The organism is Mycobacterium paraffinicum, from assembly GCF_001907675.1.
Lineage (GTDB): Bacteria > Actinomycetota > Actinomycetes > Mycobacteriales > Mycobacteriaceae > Mycobacterium > Mycobacterium paraffinicum_A.
The window spans coordinates 352,418-372,834 of the sequence record NZ_MPNT01000001.1 but is presented as its reverse complement, the minus strand read 5'-3'; the positions used below and the strand labels follow the sequence as shown (position 1 = coordinate 372,834).

The following is a 20,417-nucleotide window of genomic DNA, read 5'->3' as shown; positions in this document are numbered from 1 at the left end:
GAGAGTCCGTGACCAGGCCCGATCCTGAATCCACACCGCTGTTCATGCAGCGACGCAACACCGACGAGTATGCGCCGCGGCGATATTCGGCGGCCGACCGCAGGGTGATCAGGCACACGTCGGCGGTGCTCGACGATGCTGGCGATCGGCGCAATGTGGCATCGCAGCGGCTGGTGACCGGCCGATCCGGCACGGCAGCGGGATTGCGCGCACTCAACGAGGAATGGGGCGCGACGTTCTTCGATGTCCCGGTCGAGGCGACGCTCGACGACGCCGCGGCGGCGGAGATCTTCAGCGGCCCCGAGACGGTGATCGATGTGCAGACACACTTCCTGGCCGACCGAGGGGTGGCCAGCTCCCCCGCGATCGATTCGCTCTACCGCGCCTACATGCCGAGTTGGTGGCATGAGATGGACGATCTGCACCGCCGTGATCTCGCCGAATACGTGACCAACGTCTTCCTCGAAACCGAGAACGCTGTCGCGGTGCTCACCTCCGGGCCGGACACCCTGACCAACTTCGAAATGTCCACCGTGCGTCGCCTCGTCGACGAGATGGCCGGTCCCGGGCGCCTGCTCAACCATGCCGTCGTACACGCCGAACGGGTCGAAGAGATCGAGCAGATGGCGCAATGGAAGGAGGAATTCGACCCCGTCGGCTGGAAGGTCTACACCCCGGGACGGCTTGGCGCCGGCGGCTGGCAAGGGGGATGGATGCTCGACGACGAACGGCACGGCTTTCCGTTTCTGCAGCGCGCACGCGAACTCGACGTCAAACTCGTATGCGCGCACAAGGGAATCAGCCTGTTGGTCGACAACGGGTCGCCCCGCGACATCGGACCGGCGGCGCGGGCCTTCCCCGACCTCGACTTCGTGATCTATCACTCCGGTTATGAGTTCGCCGAGCCCGACGATCCGGGTGAGGGACCCTACAGCGACCAATCAGCACATCTGGGAGTGAACCGTTTGCTGCGGTCGGTCGAGGAGGAGGGACTGGGGCGGGGTAGCAACGTGTACGCCGAATTGGGCACGACCTGGTTCGCCATGATTCGTCGGCCCATCGAAGCCGCGCACGTGTTGGGCAAGCTCATCGCGATACTTGGTGAGGACAACGTGATATGGGGCACCGACAGCATCTGGTACGGCGGGGCTCAACCGTTGATCGACGCCTTCCGGGCATTCCAAATACCGGACGACCTCTGCGAAAAGTACGGGTACGTCCCGCTGACCGATCGGGCCAAGGGAAAGATCCTGGGCCTCAACGCCGCCCGGATCTACGGCATCGACCTACAAGCCGCGGCCCAGACAGCAGCGCGCGACGACTTGGGATGGGCGCGGGAACTGGTTGCCGAGCACCGTCGCGGCGAGATTGGAGGGTTGCGATGAGAGTCGAAATCGACGAAGACGAGTGCAGCGGTACGGGATTGTGCACCCGGGTGTGCGGTGAGGTTTTCGAGCTCAACGACGAACTGGTCTCCCACGTGCGGGTCGACGCGATTCCCGCCGAACTCGAGCACAAAGTCCAGGAAGCCGCCGACCTCTGCCCGCTTCAGGCAATTCTCATCACCGAAGGTGAGGGCTGAATGGTGAGCGATTCCCAGCCGGTGGATTACGACCTGTTCAGCGAGGACACCATGGCCGATCCGGCCTTCTACCATCGAATCGCGCGTGCGAAGTGCCCGGTGCACCGGATGGATCGCGACGGTGAGCATCCGCTCTACTCGCTGCTACGTTACGACGACGTACTCGGCCAGCTGCGCAACCCCAAGCTGTGGTCGAGCAGATGGGGGCAGTCGCCACCGTACGTCGAGGAACGGGGACTGCGCAGCGATCCGCCCGAACACACCATCTACCGCCGACTGGTCAATCCGATCTTCAAGGCGCGTCGGGTCAATGGTTTGGAGAGTCGAATCTCAGAACTCGCAAATCGGTTGGTGGACAGCATGATCGGCAAGGGACAGGGCGACCTCTACGCCGACTTCGCCGCCATCCTGCCGGTGCATGTGATGGCCGAACTCCTGGGGGTCGAGTCCGACCGCTGGGCAGATTTCCGGCGGTGGTCCACGGAGTTCGTGGCATCGCTGGGGGCGGGCGACCCGGACCGCGAAGCCGCGGCGCGGGCACCGATCTACGCCTATTTCACCGGGTTGCTCGACGAGCGCCGGGAGCTGCTGGCACGCGCTCCCGACGAGTCTCCCGACGACGTGCTTCATGTCCTGCTCACCACCGACCACCCGGACGGACGGCCGTACCGCAACGACGAAATCCTGCCGGTGACGTTGCTGCTGTTGGTCGGTGGAACCGACACCACAACCTTCACGTTGACCAACTGCATGTACCGCCTGCTCGAACACCCGTCGCTGTGGAGTCAGGTGACTGCGGATATCTCGTTGTGCGCCAACGCGATCGAGGAGAGCCTGCGGTTCGATTCACCGGTGATCGGCACCTTCCGAACCAACAACGAAGAGGTGACCATCGACGGGGTTACCATCCCGGCGGGATCGAAGGTGCGTGCGACGTTCGGCTCGGCCAACCGCGACGAAGCGGTCTGGGACGACCCCGACACCTTCCGGCTCGACCGCGATATCGACGACCAGCGGGCAAAGCACCTGGCGTTCGGCTACGGCACGCATTACTGCGTGGGCGCGCCGTTGGCCCGGCTGGAGGGCCGAGTCGCCCTGGAGACCCTCGCCAAGCGACTGCCGTCGATGTGGTTGCGTCGGCGGCCGCGCCATGTGACGGCATATCAGATCCGGGGTATGTGCGAGGTTTTGGTCGGATGGACGGAACGAGCATGACCACGGTCCGCTACGAGCTTGATGGGTGCGTCGCCAGCATCATCCTGGACCGCCCGCCGCGCAACGCTTACGACGACGAGCTGCACGATCAACTGACCGCGGCGTGGCACCGCGCGGCGCGCGACCCCGAGGCTGCCGTGGTGGTGTTGCGCGCCGAGGGTAAACACTTCTCGGCGGGCGCCGACATGGCGGCCGACCACTCGAGGCCCCGGGAGTACGGAGCGATGACGCCTCCGGAGGAGATGTCATTCATCAGCAATCTGATGAAGCCGACCATCGCGGCCGTTCAGGGCGGCTGTGTCGGGGGAGCGCAGCGGTTCGTGTTTCCGTGCGATCTGATTTTTTGCAGTGACGACGCGTTTTTCAGCGATCCATTGGTACATCTGGGAGCCGGCGGCATCCCGGCGCCGATTCACGCGTGGATGTACGGCCCGCGGCTTGCCAAGGAGATGTTGTTCTCCGGTATGCGCATGCCGGCCCAGCGTCTGCACGCGGCGGGTTTGGTGAACCGGCTGTATTCCCGAGACGAGCTGGTGCCGAGGACCTTGGAGTTCGCACAGGAGATCGGCCAGGCCAACGCAACCGCGCTCCGGCAGGCCAAGCGTTCGGTGAACATCACCATGGATATCGCCGGACAACACTACATCGCCAACCGATTCTCCGAGGTCCTCGATGCTCAGGCGGTCGCGCCGAGGCTGGGCGACGGCGGAAACGGACATCATTGAGTTCGCGGGACCACGCCACTCGAGGTTGATTAGAGTCAGCACTGCGATAGAGCAGAATGTTCTTCAGTGGTACCCGCGTCGAGGGGTCAACGAAAGGCAGAGCTGACATGCCGGGAAAGGCCGCGAAAGAGGCACCCAAAGCGGCCAAGCCGGCTGGCCGGGAGCGGACTCTGAGCCAAGCGCGCATTATCGAGGGCGCGCTGGACCTGATTGCGAAAGAAGGTGCCGCCGCACTGACGATGCGCCAACTGGCCGCGTCGCTCGGGGTCAGCCCGATGGCGGCCTACTACCACGTCGAAAACAAAGACGACTTGCTGAAACTCGTCGGTGACGCAGTGTTGGCGAAAGTTGTTGTGCCACCGCCGGAATCCGGAACCTGGGAACAGCGCCTCGAAGCGCTGGTCACCATGCAACGCCAAGCGCTGATTCGTTACCCGGGTTTGCGCGAAGCGCTCAGTGGACTGGACCTCGAGCAGCGCCGTCGCCTCGAGGACGCCGAGTACGACCTGTTGGTCGAAGCCGGGTTCTCCGCCGAGATGGTCGTCCCGGCCTTTCGGGTGCTGCTGGACTGGACGTACGGAAACGCGAGGGTGGAAAGCAGCTTGCGGGATCCGTCGTCGCGACGGCCCCCGGAGGCCTGGACCAAAGCGCAACGCGCGACCTTCGACCGCTCCAAAATGCCCGCTTTGACCGCCGACGACTACTTCACAATCGGGTTACGGACGGTGATCGCCGGCCTTCGCGCTTCCCTGGAAGCCACGCGGTTCCTGAGCGGCCTCCGACCGTTTTCGGATAATCCGGCGGTGCGCTAGCATTCGTACGGTGTACGAAAATGATCCGGGGTTGCGCGCGCCTGCCGTGATCGGCGGCGAGATGTCGGCAGAGCAGGCGCTGCTGCGAGACTCGACCGTCGGCTTCATCGACGAGGTTTGTCCATTGCCGCGATTGCGCGAGTACGCCACGGGCGCAACGCCGATGCCGCCGGACTACCTGCGCCGCGCCGCGGAATTGGGCTGGTTTTCGATGCTGGTCCCCGCCGAATACGGCGGCGGTTGCGTGTCGGACGACGGCCTGGTCGACGCGGCATTATTGGCTGAGCTGCGCGGCGCCCAAGTCCAACCGGGCCCGTTCGTTCCGATGAACGTCGTGGCGCACGCGTTGGGGCGCCGAGGCGGCGGCCACCATACCGCCGAGGTGTTGCCGGAGATCGTCTCCGGCCGGCACGTGGCCGTCTGGGCGGTGTCGGATCCGGAATCCGCCTCGGCGGGCACGGGCGGGGTCGTCGGGACCGCGGTCGACGGCGGATATCGGCTCACCGGCACCAAGGCGTTCGTGCAAGATCCGATCGACGCCGATTCGTTTCTGCTCGACGTCGTGATTGACGGAGAGCTGCGACAGGTGCTGTTGGACGCCCACGCCGGCGGCGTGACCGTACGACCGCTTGAATCGCTGGACTTTTCGCTGCGGATGGGGCGTGTGCAGCTCGACGGCGCCCAAGTCGCCGAGGCCGATTTCGTCGGCACCGCCGAGACGACGCCCGCCGACTTGAGCACACAGATCGATGTCGCGGCGGTGTTGTGCGTCGCCGAAACGGTCGGTGCGATGAATCGGCTGTTCGAGATGACGGTTCAGTACGCCAAGGATCGCATCGCATTTGGGCGCCCGATTGGATCGTTTCAGGCGGTAAAGCATCAACTAGCCGACCTGAGCCTGCTGTTGGAGATGAGCAAGGCCAGCGTGGAAGCGGCGGTCAAGGCCGTCGCCGACGCGTTGCGCGAGCAGAATGCGTCGGGCGGGGCGTCGATGATCGCCAGCACCGCCAAGGCTTTCGTCGGCGATGCCGCCAATCAAATCTCGCAGGGGTGCTTCCAGGTGTTCGGCGGGATCGGCTTCACGTGGGAACATGACCTGCATCTCTACCTCAGGAGAGCCAGTGTGAACGAGGTGCTGTACGGCACTCCCACGTGGCACCGCGAGCGCATCGTCCGGCTCGGTGGTCAATGACCGCGATGGCGACGTCGCAGCTCGACATCGACCGTTACCGGGCTCGAGCGCGCGAGTGGATCATCGCGAATCTCCAACCCGCCGTTAAGAAGACAGCGTCGGCGCGGGGGGCGGAGACCGCGGAGCACATCAGCGCCCAACGCGAGTTACAGCGGCGCCTCTATGAGGCGGGCTGGGCGGGCATCGACGTGCCCGTCGAATACGGCGGACAGGGGCTGACGTCCTCGCATGCCACGGCTTTCACCGACGAAGCGTGCGGATACCTGTTGCCGGACTTCGGCATCTTGTCGCTGGTGACCTATGGCATCGCCCTGCCCACGATTTTGGCGGCATGTTCGGAGTCGTTCAAGCGACGCCACGTCCCCCGCATCCTCGCGGGCCAGGAATTGTGGTGCCAACTGCTGTCGGAACCGGATGCCGGGTCCGATTTGGCGGGTATCCGCACCAAAGCCACCCATCGCGGTGACACCTGGATCGTGAAGGGCACCAAAGTGTGGAGCAGCGGCGCTTCCTTCGCCGACTTCGGATTGTGCATCACGCGCACCGACTGGAACGTCCCCAAACACGAGGGTCTGACGTGGGTCGCGCTGCCGCTCAAAGCGGATGGCTCGACGGTACGTCCAATCCGCGAGATCAATGGTGGCTGGGAATTCTGCGAGGTGTTCCTCGACGACGTCGTGGTCGACGTCGATGAGGTGATGGGTCAGGTGAACGGGGGGTGGGCCTTCACGCACACCATGCTGGTGTTCGAACGGGGGGCGCTTCGCGGTGAGCGCACCGAGTTGCCCACGGTGCTTGCCCAGGACCTCATCGAACTTGCTCAACAGCGAAACAGTGTGGGCGACAGTTACATCCGCCAGCTGATCGCGACGGGTCAGGTGTACGACGTGGTGCGGGCGGCGTTGGTGATCCGCTTGGAGAGGTTGATGCGCTCCGCCAGCGGCTCCGGGAATCTCGCCTCCTACCTCAAGTTGGCCAAGGGCAGCTACGATCCGCTCCGCGCGAAAATCGCCATGGAAGTGGCGGGCGGCGTCGCGGTCGCCTTCGAACCGGACAGCTTGGGCTCGGCGACTTCCACCAACTTTCTGAACGGACGCGTTCAATCGATCGCCGGCGGCAGCAACGAGATGCAGCGCAACGGAATTGCCGAGAAAATACTGGGCCTCCCCCGCGAGACGAACGTTGAGAAGGGCAAGCCGTTCCGGCAAGTCCTGGCCGACGCCCGAAAGTGGTGACATCAGTGGACTTCGACCTCGAGGGCAAGGTAGCGCTCGTTTCGGGTGCGGCACGCGGTCAAGGCTTGGCCACGGCCACCATGCTGGCGAACAGCGGCGCCAGTGTCATGCTCACCGACGTGCTCGATGAGGTGGGGGTCGCGGCCGCCGCGGGCATCGGGCCCCAGTCCCGATATCGCCATCTCGACGTCAGCGACGAGTGGGGCTGGGCAGAAGCGGTCAATGCCACGCTCGAAGAGTTCGGCCGCCTCGACGTCCTGGTGAACAACGCGGGGATCTGGCGAACCGCCTCGTTGTACGACGAGTCGGTTGCCGAGTTCGAAAAGCTGTTGCAGGTCAATCTCTTCGGCACGTTTCACGGTATGCGTACGGCGATCGACCCGATGCGGGCCGCCGGTGGCGGTGCCATCATCAACATCGCATCGACCACGGCTGTGCAGGCCGCCATCGGACACACCGCCTACGGCGCCAGCAAGTGGGCGATCCGTGGGATCACCAAGACCGCCGCGCTCGAACTAGCTCCGGACGGCATCCGGGTCAATGCGGTGCTGCCCGGAGCGATCGACACGGCGATGCTGGCCGGTAGTGACGCAATCAAGGCCATGCTGGCCACGAAGATTCCACTGGCGCGGCTGGGCCACGCCCATGAGGTGGCCGCGATGGTCGCCTTCTTGGCGTCGGACGCCGCCGCTTACATCACCGGACAAGAGTTTGTCGTCGATGGCGGCTTGACCGCAGGATCGTTCGTTCTTCGGCAGAGCTGAGTCACCCGGCGATCAGTGCCCGCAATGCGTTGATGTCGGGCTTCTGATAGGACGACAGCACCGGAATCTCATCGAGCGTCACGATTCGATCTGGCACTTTGTATTTCGCAACGCCATGCTCGGCAAACCACTCGACGCAGCGGGACCGGTCGAAGTGTTCGGCCGTGACGATGAATGCCGCGATCCGTTCGCCGTACACGTCGTCGTGGTAGCCCAGCACCACGGCCTGCCGAATCGCCGGGTGACCTTCCAGCGCGGCTTCGACTTCGCGGCTCGAGATGTTCATGCCGCCGCGAATGATCAGTCCGCTCATCCGCCCGCTGACCGACAGGAAGCCCTCGTCGTCGACCGTCCCCAGATCCCGGGTGCGCATCCACCCGTCGACGAACGTCGATGCGGTCACGTCGGCGTCGAGATAGCCGTCGCACAGCTCGGGACCGCGCAACCAGATTTCGCCGCATTCATTTGGCCCCAGGACTTTCCCACTGGCGTCGCGGATCTGCAACTCCGTGCCTGGCGCCGGACGCCCGTCGGTGCGCCAGAAACGTTCGGGGTCGTCGTCGGGGTAGGAGGTGCACGCCACCGGTGCCTCCGTCGAGCCGTAGGTCCGCTTGACCACCGCACCGAACTGTTGTGACACGTCGCGCACGTAGGACTCCGTGATCGCCGTCGCGCCGCTGGAAACGAGGCGTACCGAAGCGACTGAATCCGGCGTAAAGCCATCGGCCGCAGCGATTCCCAGCGTAAAGATCGGTGGTCCGAAGAGCATTGTGACGCCCTCATCTCGGACGAGTTGCAGGCCACGTGCGGCATTCCAGCGGGGCATGATGACTGCCTTGGCGCCCGCACCGAGGGGATGCAGCACCGCGTGAAGCAGTCCGGCCATGTGTGAAAGGGGCGCTGGCACAAGGACGGCGTCGTCGATGGAGGTGCCGTGCAGGGCAGCCAACTGTCTGGCCTTTGCGCTGAGCGACCGGTGACTGTGGATCACGGATTTCGGCACGCCGCTGGAACCGGAAGTGGTCAGCACGACCGCGGCGTCGGCGGGCCGGCACGCGGGCTCGGGGCCGGCGAGCTGAGCACCCAGGTGTGCGGTGCCGCCCGCGGGGAGCTTGACATCGGCCTGGCGGGCCAGCGCGGACTCTGGATCGGCCACCAGTAGCGCCACCCCATGCAGACGTTCGGTGACGCGGTGCGCCTCGACGGATGTCAACGACTCGTGAAACGGGACCGCCAACGCGCCCGCCCACCAGGTGGCCAGGTACAGCACGACGGCATCAGGCCCGTTGGGAAGCTGGAAAGCGACCGCGTCACCGGGCTGCACGCCCCTTTTGCGCAGCCATCCCGCGACGCGCCGAACCGCCGCGCGTAGATCGGTTGTGCTGAGGCGGATTTGGTCGCCGCAGATGAGGGAGGCGCGTTCCGGCGCCTCCTGCAGCAGGCGGCATAGGGTCTGCTCGAACCATGGGCCGCCGGGAGATTCGAACTCCGCGGCGCGGGGATGGGTGAAGGTGGCCAGCCGGCGTCGATCGATCACGGGGCCCCCAGGGAGGCCTCGGCCATCGCGGTTAGCAACTCGGCACCGCTGCCGTATTCTCGAGCTCCCGCGGGGTCGGCGATCGCGGCCGCGTGGTCCGCCAGCAGTTCGGGGCTCAGGTCGTCAGTGTCGACGACGATGCCCGGGGTCACCTGCATGATGGCTTTGCGTATTGCCTTTCCCCCCGCTAGCCAGGTCTGGCCCGATTCCTGACACTGTTCGCTGAGCAACCACAGCAGCAGGTTGCTGACCGTCTCCGGGACCATCGCCTCGGCGGTGCCCTCGGGGAACGTGTCCCCGGCGAACAGGCCGTCGGTCATCGGAGTGTGAGCGAACGGCAGCACCGCGTTGACTGTGATTCCTGCCCGCACCGATTCCTGCGACAACGCAGCGACGAATCCGATCAGCGCGGCCTTTGCGGTCGCGTATGACACGAATCCGGCATCCCCGAACAGCGCCGCCGACGAGGTGCTGACCACGATGCGCCCGTACTTCTGAGCGCGAAGATGCGGCAACGCGGCCCGGACCAGCTCGACCGCGCTCAGCGTGTTGACTTCGATCATCCGCCGAACGTGTGCATCCGACTCCCGGTGAAACGCCGTTGGCTCGGACCAGCCCGCGTTGGCGACGATGACGTCGATGCGGCCGAAGGCGGCCAGCGCCGCAGCCACGATCCGTTCGCCTGCGTCGGGTTCCTCGACCGATTCGTAGTTGGCTATCGCGATCCCACCCGATTCGTGGATGCGACCGACAACCGCATCCGCGCTGGACGGATCGCCGGCGTGGCTTCGGTTGTTGACCAACACGGCGGCCCCGCGACGGGCCAGCGCCTCGGCATGGCTGCGACCCAGTCCCTTGCCGGCGCCCGTGACGATGGCGACCCTGCCGCGAAAGTCGATCACCACCGCATCGAAACACGTTTTTGTACGCCATACAAATACTCGCTAGACTGCGCCCATGTCGGGGCAGCGGGTGCCGTCAACGCGGGTTGTCGTCCGGTGACCATGATCAGTGAGCGGTTGCGGACCGCGGTAGGGGTGTGGCGCACCGACGGTCCGCCGTCTTTTCCGATCGACCGTTCCGACATCCGCCGCTGGGCGATCGCCACGTACTGGCCGCAAGAGCCTCCTCGGCTGTATTGGGACGAGGCCTTCGCCCGCACGACGCGATGGGGCGGGATCATCGCGCCGGACGACTTCAATCCGTTCGCTTGGCCGGTCCCACGCGCTGAAGTCGGTCCGCCGCTGCACCGCGCGCTGCCGGGCGAAGCCGGCCAGCGAATGCTCAACGGTGGTGTGGAATTCGCGTTCGCCCAACCGATGCGGCCCGGCGACGTCATCACATCGCGGACTCGGGTCAAAGACCTCAACGAACGCGAGGGTCGATTTGGTCTGATGCTCTACATCCGCCTCGAGCGGGAACTGCGTAACCAGCGCGATGAGCTGGTTCGAAACCGCATCGACACCGTCATCCGGTACTGACAACCGATCGTTCGGCTGGAAAGGAGTCGTCGTGCAGGTGGGCGAGCTGTTCCATGTCGTGCACGTGGTGGACGACTTGGCTGCGGCCGAGGTCTGGTATGAGCGGATCTTCAGCCCGTGCTACATGTTTCGCGGGCACGAATCGACGCTCGACCACCGGACGGCGTCGTTGATGTTGATCGCCGATTACCCCGCCGAACCGATGGCGCCCCATCCCGGACAGGCGGGCCAACAAGGCACGATCGGCAAGTTCCGACGCCGGTTCGGGCCGCGCCTGCACTCGCTCGCCTGGTATTGCGACTCGATCGGTGAGGGATACGAACGCTTCCGGTCGTTCGGTGCACGGGTTACCGGGGACGGCGGCGCCGTGCTGAGGCAGGCGCCGACGCGGGGCGGCATCTACACCCACCCGCGGGATACATTCGGGATGATCGAGCTGATGGAGCCGCGCGTGGGGGGCCGCGGCGGCGCACCAATCGGCGACAGTCTTGGCGAATGCTACGACCCCCGGCTGGCGGGCACACATGATGCATCGTGGTGGTCGACGGATCATCCGCTAGGGATTCGCCGGACCTCCCATGTGACCGTGTTGGTCGATGACTTGGAGCGGGCAGTGGAGCTGTATGTGGGGGTGCTCGGTGGGCGAACCTTCCACGAGACGCGTGCTCCACGGGCCGCGTTCGTCGCGGTTGGTTCCGACTCGGTCGTCGAGTTGCGGCTACCGGCCGCGGGCACCGCCGAAGCCGACGCTTTGGCCCGGGAGGGCGCGATGATCTGGTCGACAACCTTTCTCGTCACCGACCTCAGCGCGGCGTGCGCGCATCTGAGTGCATCGGGAGTCCCGTTCAGCCCCGGGACGCACGCGGTGTCGATCGATCCCGGCCAGGCGTTCGGTGCGCGATACGCGCTGACCGCCGAGGTCACTCCCGGCGACCCACGTGAACCCGCCGCGTCGTGAGCGTGTCGTCGGTCGAATTCCCCCCGCGTCGGCCTGTAGTTGCCGGCGAGGAGCTTCCTGATCGGCCGACGATCGCTGAGTTGCTCCGATCCGGGGTGAAGCGCTGGGGCGAGCGGGCGCTGCTGATCCACGACGGCGTCACGCAAACCTGGACCGAGGTTGACCGGAAGTCGGCAGACTTGGCTAAAAGCCTTCTGGCATTGGGGATCACGAAAGGCAGCCGGGTCGGGCTACTCATGCCCAATAGCGCAGACTGGATCGTCGCCTTCTTGGCTGCGGCGCGCATCGGCGCGCTGGTATCGCCGATCAGCACCTTCCTGCAGGCTCCCGAATTGAGCCGTGCGCTCGCCCACGCCGACGTTCAGATCTTGATGTGCGTGGATCAGTTCCAGGGTCACGACTATCTTGCGCGACTGGACGGGTTACCGGGAATGGATTCGGCGACCGACCGAGAGCTTTACCTTCCGCAACATCCTTTCCTGCGCCGGATCCTGGTGTGGGGCAAAGGTAAGCGGTCGTGGGCGATCGGTGCGCCGGCGATGTCGGAAGCGCTGCTGTCCTGCCGAAGCGGAATCACCGACCGACTGCTGGAAGCCGCGGAGAATTCGGTCGAGCCCGCCGACCCGCTGCTGACGATCTGGACCTCGGGCACCACATCGCTGCCCAAGGGGGTCGTGCACACGCATGGTGGGGTACTGCGCTTCGTTCATGCGCTGCGGCAGATCGGACGGGCCGACGTGCTACCCGCCGAGCGCGCTTATGCGGCGATGCCGTTCTTCTGGCTCGGCGGCTTGAACACCATCCTGTTCCCGTCGCTGATCGGCGGTGGCGTGATCGTCACCACCGGCGAGCTGGCGGCGGACGCGGTCCTGGACACGATCGTCGAGCAGAAAGTGACTCGGGTGGCCGGGTGGATGGGGCCGGTGGTGGAGCTGGCCGAAACCGCTGCCGCGCGAGGCATCGACGTCTCGGGCGTGCGGGGGCTGGGGCCGCCGACGCGGCAAGACGGCACACCGATCCCCCCCGACCTGCGGGGCAATGCCCTGGGTATGACCGAAACATTCGGGCCGCACAGCGCCGAACCGGCGGGCGCCGAATTGCCCGCGGCCAAACGGGGAGCGATGGGACGAGCCGTCCCGGGCTGTGAGCGTCAAATCGTTGACCCCGCAACCGGAATCGAGCTTCCGCGAGGCGAAATCGGCGAGCTCCGGGTCCGCAGCCTGGGGATGATGCGGGGCTATTACAAGCGCGAACACAGTGACTGCTTCGACGCCGACGGGTTCTTGCGCACCGGTGACCGGTGCTCGATCGACGAGGATGGATTCCTCTTCTTCCACGGCAGGCAGACCGAGCTCATCAAGACGTCGGGTGCCAACGTGTCGCCACGCGAAGTCGAAGTCGCGCTGGAGAGCAATCCGGAGATCGCCGAGGCGATCGTGTTCGGTGTGCCGGACGCCGCCCGTGGCGAAGAGGTGGTCGCTGCGATCGTGCCTGCCGCCGGGTGCGCGGTGGATGAGGCGGTCCTTCGATCGCGGCTCAAAACCCAGCTCTCGCACTACAAGGTGCCTCGTCGGATCCGCGTTGTGGACCCGGCGGCCGTCCCGCGGACCGACTCGGGAAAGCCGCGCAAGGCCGAGCTGCGCGAAGCGCTCTTTGATTGAGCACCGCCGCTCGGCTATTGTTGTACAGCGTACGAAATCGGGATGTGGAGGGACAGTGTCGACAGATTTTGCGGCCGAGACGGCCGAGTTGTGGGCCTATGACGCGGACAATCACCTGCGCGAGGACATCGACGCCTTCCCCAAGTACATGGATCCCGGTTTTCGCGAGCGCGGATGGCGGATCGAGAAGACCGACGGCGGCAAGGATGTGCTGTGGGTGGGCGACGAGTCCTGGCCCGACTGGACCTGGGACACCGCGACGCGTCCCGGAAGCTTCCGGGAAAACCTGCTTCGACTGCGCAATGGGGAGAACATCGACCCGTTCCGTGGCGACCAGGAAACCGTGCGGGTCGAGTACCGCGACCGCGACGCTCGGCTCAAGCTCATGGACGAACAGAAGATTCAGGCCGAGTTGATCTTCAACACCCTTGCCGTCAGCCGCGGCTGGATGGTCGGGGGTGATCCCGCGCAGACCTATGCGAATCTTCGTGCGGTGAACCGGTATCTGGCCGCCGAGTGGGGCTGGGCGTATCGGGACCGCATCTACGCGGCGGCGCTGCTCGGGCTCGACGACCTCGACCTGGCGATCGCCGAGTTGGATCGGCTGCTGGCCGAGGGGGTGCGCGCGATCAACCTGGTCCCCGGCCCGGTCGGGCGGCGCTCTCCGGCCGATCCCCACTTCGACCCGTTCTGGGCGCGGGTCAACGAAGCCAATCTCCTCGTCTCGTTCCACACCACTCCCGCCTCGCACATCGCGTATCGGGAGATGTTTTCGGGGTGGTGGGAGCCGGCCGAGGCGGCGGTGCACCGCGGGGTCAGTGACACCGACTCGGCGTTCATGAGCTTTCAGATGTTCAACGAGCGCCCGATCATGGACACCGTCGTCGCCTTGATCCTGCACAACCTGTTCGGGCGCTTCCCCAACGTCCGGATCCTGTCGGTGGAAAACGGCACCTTCTGGGTGCCCTACACCGTCAAACTGCTCAACAAGAGCTACGCGATCAACCAGAACGGGTTTTGGCTGGGCGGCAAACCCGAACGCCCCTCCGAGGTGTTCAAACGCCACGTCTTCGTCACCCCCTTCCACGAGGAGAACATCCAAACCATCGTCGACGTCGTCGGCCCCGACTGCGTGCTGTTCGGCTCGGACTTCCCCCACGCCGAAGGCCTGGCTGACCCCGTCACCGACTACCTGTCCGACCTCGAAGTCACCGACCCCCTCACCATCCGCAAAATCATGCGCGACAACCTCAAAGGCCTCCTCGAAGGCACGCCCGCCGGCTAGTGACGGCAACCCGCAATGAGGCTGGATCTCAGTGAGGAGCAGGAACTGTTTCGCCAAACTGCGCGACAGTTTCTGGAATCCTCGGTGCCCCTGAGCGCTATCCGCGAAATGTGGCACTCCGACTGGGGTTTCGAGCACGATTGGTGGCGACGTGCCGCCGGGCTGGGCTGGACGTCACTGTTGGTCGACGAAGGCGCCGGCGGCGGGTGCCTGTCCGGTCAACCGGTCTGCGACGCGGCCATCGTCGCCGAAGAGATTGGCCGGATCGCGGGGCCCGGGCCGTTTCTGCCGGTGTCGGTCGCGGCGTTCGCCATCAGCGAGAGCGGAACGCCCGAACAACGCGCGAACCTGCTGCCGGGGTTGCTGGACGGCTCGGCGGTTTCCGCGTGGGCACTGGCCGAGGCCGGCGACGTGTGGCGCTGCGACGATCTAGAAACCACGGTCGCGCTCGACCCCGACGCCGTAGTGGTCAGCGGGCGCAAATGCTACGTCGAGGCGCTCGGCTCAGCCGACTGGGTGTTGGTGACCGGAAAGTCGGTGGATGGGCCAACCCAGGTGGCGGTGCCGATGGATGCCCCAGGTGTGACGGTGACCGCCGGCCGCAGCGTGGATCTGGTGCGCCGATTCGGTGCGCTTACCCTCGACAACGTCCGACTACCGTCGAGCTGTGTGGTAGGCGAAACGGGCTGCGCCGCAAAAGCTGTCGAGCGCCAGACACAGCTGGCGTTGATTCTCCAATGCGCCCAGATCAATGGCGCGGCCGGGGAGATCTTCTACAGAACGGTCGAATACGCCAAACATCGATTCGCCTTCGGTCGACCGATCGGCGCATACCAGGCGCTCAAGCACCGGTTCGCCGACATGCTGCAGCGGCTCGAATTTGCCCGTGCAATCGCCGACGCCGCCGCCGCGGCATTCGACCGCGATGACGCCGAGGCCGGTGAGCTGGCCAGGGTTGCGAAGGCCTACGTGCCGGACGCCGGCCTGGATATCATCGACGACTGCGTGCAGATCCACGGCGGTATCGGCGTGACTTGGGAGCACGATGCCCACATCTTCTCCCGCCGCGTGGCCCTGGATCGGGCCCTCTACGGGGCCCCGGAATTGCACAAGGACACCCTGGTCGACGGACTGGGTTTGGTGGCCGTGCCATGACGATTGAGTCGGTGGATGCGTTCACTGTGCGTGCTCGCGCGTGGGTCACCAACAACCTCCCCCCGCGCGGTGATCAGTCGATGACGGAACACGAACTGCAGGCACTGTTGTTCGACGCCGGCTTCGCCGGTATCGCCATGCCGAAGGCCTACGGCGGCGCCGGCCTGACGCTGCGGCACCAACAAGCGTTCTATGACGAAGCCGCGCTTGGGTACCGGGTGCCGACATTGTTCAGCGTCTCCATCGCAATCCTGGGTGTGACGCTGCTCGACACCGCCGACGACGTGCTCAAGGAGCGCCATCTCCCGAGGATCCTGCGCGGCGAAGAACGCTGGATTCAGTTGCTCTCCGAGCCGAGTGGTGGTTCCGACATGGCCGCTGCGTTGAGCCGACTCGAGCGCGACGGTGATGACTGGATTCTCAACGGAGCCAAGATGTGGAGCACAGCCGCCGCGGCTGCGGACTGGGGAATGTGCTTGGCACGCACCGACTTCTCGGTTCCCAAGCATTCGGGCCTGACCATGGTGTGTGTTCCGCTCAAGAACACGCCCGGCGTCACCATCCAACCCATCCGGCACGCCAACGGGGTACTGGCGGACTTCTGCCAGGAGTTCTTCGACGATGTCAGGATCCCGGGCGATCACGTCGTCGGTGCGGTGAACGAGGGTTGGAAGGTGGCCAAGGTCCTGATCGCCCACGAACGCCTCGCCGCAGGCGGCGCCGCTCACGGCTACGGCCTGACCGCGCGATCCGAGGGAGGTGGCGGAGCGCGCACGGCGGACCCCGCAGTGCTGGTAAAGGCGGCCCAACAGCGCCACTCGACCACCGGCCTGCGCCAAAAGATCGCGGACGCCTACATCGAGCGGCGCGTGGCGCGATTCGCCAATGAACGCATCGCCACCGGGATAAGGATCGGGGCGCTCGAGCCGGGGTGGGGTTCCATCGTCAAACTGCACATGGGGATGAACTCACCGCGGGAGTCCAAGATCGCGCTGGCCGTGCATGGTTGCGACGGCGTGGTGTGGGATGGCGACGAGCCCATCGCCGGCAATGCGGGCGAAGACTGGGTGATCAGTCGCGGGCCCGCCCTGGGCGGCGGCAGCAACGAAATGCAACGAAACCTCTTGGCCGAGCGCCTGCTCGGCCTCCCGCGCGAGCCGGCACTGGACACCAGCGTTCCCTTTTCCGAAGTGCTGAGCAACCGTCGGAAGAGCACACCAAAAGGATGACCATGTATATCAACGGCGAATGGCGATCGGCGCAGTCGGGCAAGACATTTGTCACGACCAATCCGGCGACGGGAGCCGCGCTGTCCGAGGTGGCCGACGGTGGTCGGGCTGATACCCGCAGCGCGATAGCGGCTGCCGCGGACGCGTTGCCGGCCTGGCGGGCGAGCACGGCTTACGAGCGTGCCGACATCCTCCTCGCCGCGCATCGGATCATGCTGGACCGTCAAGACGATCTTGCCGAGCTGATGACCAAGGAGCAGGGCAAGCCGTTACGGATGGCGCGCACCGAAGTCGGGTACGCGGCGGATTTCGTGTTGTGGTTCGCCGAAGAGGCCAAACGTGTGTACGGCGAAGTGATTCCATCGGCGCGAGCCGATCAACGATTCGTGGTTTTGCAGCAGCCGGTGGGGGTGTGCGCGGCCATCACGCCGTGGAACTACCCGATCTCCATGATCACCCGGAAGGTCGCTCCGGCGCTCGCCGCGGGCTGTACGTCGGTGCTCAAGCCCGCAGAGCAGACCCCGTTGTGTGCGGTAGAGACGTTCCGCGTCTTCGCCGACGCCGGGGTGCCCGCCGGCGTCGTCAACCTCGTCACCTGTTCCGATCCCGAGCCGGTCGCTGACGAGATACTTGCCGATCGGCGCGTTCGCAAAATCAGCTTCACCGGGTCGACGGAGGTCGGCAAGATGATTGCCGCGCGCGCGGGATCCACGATGAAACGCGTGTCGATGGAATTGGGCGGGCACGCACCGTTTTTGGTGTTTCCCGACGCCGACCCCGGGCATGCCGCCAAGGGTGCGGCGCTGGTGAAATTTCTCAACACCGGGCAGGCCTGCATCTGCCCGAACCGGTTCATCGTGCACCGCTCGATCGCTGAGGAATTCATCGTCACCTTGCGTGCGCGGGTGGAGAAGCTCGTTCCCGGAGATGGATTGGTCAAAGGCACCACGATTGGCCCGCTCATCGACGATGTCGCGCTGAAGAAGATGCAGCGGCAGGTCGACGATGCCGTCGACAAAGGCGCCACCTTGGTGGTGGGTGGATCACGCTTGAGCGGACCAGAATTCGACGGCGGCGCGTTCTTCGCGCCCACCATCCTGTCCGATGTCAAACCGCAGATGCTGATCTGCTCGGAGGAGACGTTCGGTCCCATCGCGCCGGTGCTGGTGTTCGACGACGAGGAGGAGGCGGTCGCGATGGCGAATGCGACGACCTACGGGTTGGCCGGGTACATCTACACCCGCGACATCAGCCGCGCGATCCGGGTGGCCGAGAAGCTCGAATTCGGAATGATCGGCATCAACGACATCAACCCGACGTCCGCGGCCGTTCCATTCGGCGGCATCAAGGAGAGCGGGCTGGGCCGCGAGGGGGCGCGCGCCGGGATCACCGAATATCTGGACACCAAAGTCCTAGGCATCGCGCTGTGACCTCATGACCGCCCTACCCGACTTCGAAGCCCTCGCCATCGGCGAGCAAATTCCGCCGTTCGTGCGCAGCACGCACTTCGAGGAATGGAACCGCTACGCCGCTGTCAACGACGAATTCATCCCGATTCACATGGATGACGAAGCCGGGCGCGCCGCCGGCAACGCCGCCGGCGCGTTCGGCATGGGCAACCTGCGGCTGGCATATCTGGTCAACATGCTGCGCGCCTGGATCGGGCCCGACGGCGAGATCCTCTCGCTGAAGGCGAAGTACCGGCAGATGAACCAGAAGGGCGACCGACTGCGCTGCACCGGGGAAATCACCGGCAAGGAGATCGTGGCCGGCCGGGCGCTGGTCCGCCTCACATTGGACGTCGTCGACCAGGACGGCAAAAGCACCACACCCGGCGAAGCCACCGTCGCCCTCGCCGGCCAGTGGCCGGACCCCGCCGGTGGTTGAGGCCATCAGGGCGCACGACCCCTTCGATTACTGGGCCCGGCTACAGCCCGATGCCGAATTCGCCGTCATGCACCACCGCGCCCAAACCTACGGTCAGGCGCTGAGCATGGTCGACCGGATGGCGGGTGCCCTGGCGCGCGACCTGGAACCCGGACAGCGGGTGGCGATCCTGTCTCGCAACTCCGTCGAGATGCTGCTGCTCTACTACGCGGCATCCAAGGCCGGCGTCGTCCCCGTGCCGCTGAACTACCGCCTCGCCACACCGGAACTCGAATACATCCTCGACGACTGCATGGCCGCTGTCGTGCTGGCGGCTCCTGACTACACCGCGCAGATCGACCAGCTCCGCGGGCGAATCCGTGCCCTGCGGCGGGCCGTCGTGGTAGGCCAAGCGGCCGAGAGCAATTGGGTGTCATGGGACGGATGGCTCGCCGACCCCATCGACGAACGGGTGGCCACGGCCCGGCGGCACGACGAGGTCATGCAGATCTACACCAGCGGCACGACCGGTCGTCCCAAAGGTGCGGTCCTGACCCAGAGCGGCCTGAGCAACCTGCTTCACCAGTGGCGAATCTGCTTCCCGTTCAACCCCAACCGCCGTCTGCTGGTGGTGGCGCCGCTCTACCACGTCGGCGGGACGTTCCATTCGATGCACGCAATCGGTCACGGCGGCTCGGTTTACCTATACGCGGATTTCGACGCCGCCGAAACGGTTCGTGCACTCGATGAAGAACAGATCGATACGGCGTTCCTGGTGCCCGCGATGATCCAGAGTTGCCTCGACGTCGAGGGGATCGAACGGCGTTCGTTCGCGTCATTTCGGTTGCTGTCGTACGGCGCCTCACCGATCAGTGAAGCGACGTTGCGGCGCGCGCTCGACGTCTGGCACTGCGACTTTGTGCAGGCTTTCGGGATGACGGAATGCCCCTGTATCACCTACCTTTCACCCGCAGACCACCGGCGCGCGCTGGCCGGGCAGCCGCAGTTGCTGGAGTCCACCGGCCGTCCGGGCCCGGGCTCCGACGTCAAAATAGTGGGGGAGGACGGGCAGGAATTACCGTCCGGTCAGGTGGGTGAGATCCTGGGCCGGGGCCCGCAGCTGATGCGTGGCTACTGGCAACTGCCAGAATCGACCGCGGCAGCCCTTGCCGGGGGCTGGATGCACACCGGTGATGCGGGCTGCATGGACGCCGAGGGATACCTGTTCGTCAAGGACCGGATCAAAGACATGATCGTTTCGGGCGCCGAGAACATATATCCGCGTGAGATCGAGGATGTCTTGACAACCCATCCGTCGGTCGCTGAGGCTGCGGTCATCGGTGTGCCCAGCGAGAAGTGGGGCGAAAGCCCGCTGGCGTTCGTGGTTCTCAAGCCCGGGTCCGAAGTCGAGGTTGACGAGCTCATCGATTTCTGCCGTGACAAACTCGCCGGGTACAAACGTCCGCGCGCCGTAGAAGTCATCAGCGAGATCCCCCGGAACCCAAGCGGCAAGATATTGAAACGCGTTTTGCGCGAACCGTATTGGCACGGCCGTAAGCGCAGTGTCTCCTAACTGGCGGCACCGGAATTGCGCAAGCCGTGGCGCGGAGGCGATCACAGGGCGTGCTATCCCCGAATCTCACACCGAGCCGGCGGCCGTGCCGTCGAGGAAGCCTTTGAGGTTGTCGCGCATGATTTTGCGGATGGTGAGGGGGTCGGC

General features: G+C 65.4%; 19 protein-coding genes. 17 read left to right on the top strand and 2 right to left on the bottom strand.

All coding sequences use genetic code 11. From position 1 onward, the window contains the following. Positions 1 to 8 precede the first annotated feature (8 nt). The 8 genes from BRW65_RS01740 to BRW65_RS01705 all read left to right on the top strand — a co-directional run bounded on the left by BRW65_RS01740 (position 9) and on the right by BRW65_RS01705 (position 7,525). A complete protein-coding gene (locus tag BRW65_RS01740) occupies positions 9 to 1,385 on the top strand; it encodes an amidohydrolase family protein (RefSeq protein WP_073870518.1) in 1,377 nt (458 codons plus the stop codon). Beyond that, positions 1,382 to 1,582: a ferredoxin gene (locus tag BRW65_RS01735; protein WP_073870516.1), complete on the top strand. Its 201-nt coding sequence runs from the start codon at positions 1,382 to 1,384 to the stop codon at positions 1,580 to 1,582. Before BRW65_RS01740 ends, BRW65_RS01735 begins: the two co-directional genes overlap by 4 nt. Further along, the gene (locus tag BRW65_RS01730) at positions 1,583 to 2,797 is read left to right on the top strand and encodes a cytochrome P450 (RefSeq protein ID WP_073870513.1); all 1,215 of its coding nucleotides are present in this window, start codon (positions 1,583 to 1,585) and stop codon (positions 2,795 to 2,797) included. Further along, positions 2,779 to 3,522: an enoyl-CoA hydratase-related protein gene (locus tag BRW65_RS01725; protein WP_084187659.1), complete on the top strand. Its 744-nt coding sequence runs from the start codon at positions 2,779 to 2,781 to the stop codon at positions 3,520 to 3,522. The genes BRW65_RS01730 and BRW65_RS01725 overlap by 19 nt, the downstream gene beginning before the upstream one ends. Positions 3,523 to 3,629: 107 nt before the next feature. Continuing rightward, positions 3,630 to 4,334 carry a TetR/AcrR family transcriptional regulator gene (locus BRW65_RS01720; protein ID WP_073870507.1) on the top strand — a complete coding sequence of 235 codons (705 nt, stop codon included), beginning with the start codon at positions 3,630 to 3,632 and terminating at the stop codon, positions 4,332 to 4,334. 10 nt (positions 4,335 to 4,344) lie between these two features. Then, positions 4,345 to 5,526 (top strand): acyl-CoA dehydrogenase family protein, encoded by a 1,182-nt coding sequence (locus BRW65_RS01715; protein WP_084187657.1) that lies wholly within the window; start codon positions 4,345 to 4,347, stop codon positions 5,524 to 5,526. Between the two features lie 5 nt (positions 5,527 to 5,531). After that, positions 5,532 to 6,761, top strand: coding sequence for an acyl-CoA dehydrogenase family protein (locus tag BRW65_RS01710; RefSeq protein ID WP_073870978.1), 1,230 nt, complete (start codon positions 5,532 to 5,534; stop codon positions 6,759 to 6,761). 5 nt (positions 6,762 to 6,766) lie between these two features. Next, complete coding sequence (locus tag BRW65_RS01705; protein ID WP_073870504.1) at positions 6,767 to 7,525, top strand: SDR family NAD(P)-dependent oxidoreductase; 759 nt, start codon at positions 6,767 to 6,769, stop codon at positions 7,523 to 7,525. A gap of 1 nt (position 7,526) precedes the next feature. Here the strand turns inward: BRW65_RS01705 and BRW65_RS01700 are convergent, their stop codons facing one another. Continuing rightward, positions 7,527 to 9,062 (bottom strand): class I adenylate-forming enzyme family protein, encoded by a 1,536-nt coding sequence (locus BRW65_RS01700; protein WP_073870501.1) that lies wholly within the window; start codon positions 9,060 to 9,062, stop codon positions 7,527 to 7,529. Then, the gene (locus BRW65_RS01695) at positions 9,059 to 9,964 is read right to left on the bottom strand and encodes an SDR family NAD(P)-dependent oxidoreductase (RefSeq protein ID WP_167373979.1); all 906 of its coding nucleotides are present in this window, start codon (positions 9,962 to 9,964) and stop codon (positions 9,059 to 9,061) included. Before BRW65_RS01695 ends, BRW65_RS01700 begins: the two co-directional genes overlap by 4 nt. Before the next feature lie 102 nt (positions 9,965 to 10,066). Here BRW65_RS01695 and BRW65_RS01690 point away from each other — a divergent pair, with 102 nt between their 5' ends. Genes BRW65_RS01690 through BRW65_RS01650 form a run of 9 tightly spaced genes read left to right on the top strand, consistent with a single transcriptional unit; the run spans position 10,067 to position 20,270 of the window. Then, complete coding sequence (locus BRW65_RS01690; RefSeq protein WP_073870976.1) at positions 10,067 to 10,543, top strand: FAS1-like dehydratase domain-containing protein; 477 nt, start codon at positions 10,067 to 10,069, stop codon at positions 10,541 to 10,543. A gap of 31 nt (positions 10,544 to 10,574) precedes the next feature. Continuing rightward, positions 10,575 to 11,501 carry a VOC family protein gene (locus tag BRW65_RS01685; RefSeq protein ID WP_073870495.1) on the top strand — a complete coding sequence of 309 codons (927 nt, stop codon included), beginning with the start codon at positions 10,575 to 10,577 and terminating at the stop codon, positions 11,499 to 11,501. After that, positions 11,498 to 13,162: a class I adenylate-forming enzyme family protein gene (locus BRW65_RS01680; protein ID WP_084187655.1), complete on the top strand. Its 1,665-nt coding sequence runs from the start codon at positions 11,498 to 11,500 to the stop codon at positions 13,160 to 13,162. Before BRW65_RS01685 ends, BRW65_RS01680 begins: the two co-directional genes overlap by 4 nt. A 55-nt stretch (positions 13,163 to 13,217) precedes the next feature. Further along, positions 13,218 to 14,447, top strand: coding sequence for an amidohydrolase family protein (locus tag BRW65_RS01675; RefSeq protein WP_167373978.1), 1,230 nt, complete (start codon positions 13,218 to 13,220; stop codon positions 14,445 to 14,447). A 15-nt stretch (positions 14,448 to 14,462) separates the two neighbouring features. Next, positions 14,463 to 15,602 carry an acyl-CoA dehydrogenase family protein gene (locus BRW65_RS01670; RefSeq protein ID WP_073870489.1) on the top strand — a complete coding sequence of 380 codons (1,140 nt, stop codon included), beginning with the start codon at positions 14,463 to 14,465 and terminating at the stop codon, positions 15,600 to 15,602. Continuing rightward, positions 15,599 to 16,831 (top strand): acyl-CoA dehydrogenase family protein, encoded by a 1,233-nt coding sequence (locus BRW65_RS01665; protein ID WP_073870486.1) that lies wholly within the window; start codon positions 15,599 to 15,601, stop codon positions 16,829 to 16,831. Before BRW65_RS01670 ends, BRW65_RS01665 begins: the two co-directional genes overlap by 4 nt. Continuing rightward, complete coding sequence (locus BRW65_RS01660) at positions 16,828 to 18,261, top strand: NAD-dependent succinate-semialdehyde dehydrogenase (protein WP_244167955.1); 1,434 nt, start codon at positions 16,828 to 16,830, stop codon at positions 18,259 to 18,261. Before BRW65_RS01665 ends, BRW65_RS01660 begins: the two co-directional genes overlap by 4 nt. A gap of 4 nt (positions 18,262 to 18,265) precedes the next feature. Next, positions 18,266 to 18,718, top strand: coding sequence for a MaoC/PaaZ C-terminal domain-containing protein (locus tag BRW65_RS01655; protein ID WP_073870480.1), 453 nt, complete (start codon positions 18,266 to 18,268; stop codon positions 18,716 to 18,718). Beyond that, complete coding sequence (locus BRW65_RS01650) at positions 18,711 to 20,270, top strand: long-chain-fatty-acid--CoA ligase (protein ID WP_073870477.1); 1,560 nt, start codon at positions 18,711 to 18,713, stop codon at positions 20,268 to 20,270. Before BRW65_RS01655 ends, BRW65_RS01650 begins: the two co-directional genes overlap by 8 nt. Positions 20,271 to 20,417: the final 147 nt, after the last annotated feature.

Excerpts from the sequence above, each read along its gene's own strand:
- BRW65_RS01735 (WP_073870516.1), top strand. The coding sequence starts at position 1,382 with ATGAGAGTCGAAATCGACGAAGACGAGTGCAGCGGTACGGGATTGTGC.
- BRW65_RS01730 (WP_073870513.1), top strand. The coding sequence starts at position 1,583 with ATGGTGAGCGATTCCCAGCCGGTGGATTACGACCTGTTCAGCGAGGAC.
- BRW65_RS01725 (WP_084187659.1), top strand. The coding sequence starts at position 2,779 with ATGGACGGAACGAGCATGACCACGGTCCGCTACGAGCTTGATGGGTGC.
- BRW65_RS01720 (WP_073870507.1), top strand. The coding sequence starts at position 3,630 with ATGCCGGGAAAGGCCGCGAAAGAGGCACCCAAAGCGGCCAAGCCGGCT.
- BRW65_RS01710 (WP_073870978.1), top strand. The coding sequence starts at position 5,532 with ATGGCGACGTCGCAGCTCGACATCGACCGTTACCGGGCTCGAGCGCGC.
- BRW65_RS01690 (WP_073870976.1), top strand. The coding sequence starts at position 10,067 with ATGATCAGTGAGCGGTTGCGGACCGCGGTAGGGGTGTGGCGCACCGAC.
- BRW65_RS01670 (WP_073870489.1), top strand. The coding sequence starts at position 14,463 with ATGAGGCTGGATCTCAGTGAGGAGCAGGAACTGTTTCGCCAAACTGCG.
- BRW65_RS01665 (WP_073870486.1), top strand. The coding sequence starts at position 15,599 with ATGACGATTGAGTCGGTGGATGCGTTCACTGTGCGTGCTCGCGCGTGG.
- BRW65_RS01660 (WP_244167955.1), top strand. The coding sequence starts at position 16,828 with ATGACCATGTATATCAACGGCGAATGGCGATCGGCGCAGTCGGGCAAG.
- BRW65_RS01655 (WP_073870480.1), top strand. The coding sequence starts at position 18,266 with ATGACCGCCCTACCCGACTTCGAAGCCCTCGCCATCGGCGAGCAAATT.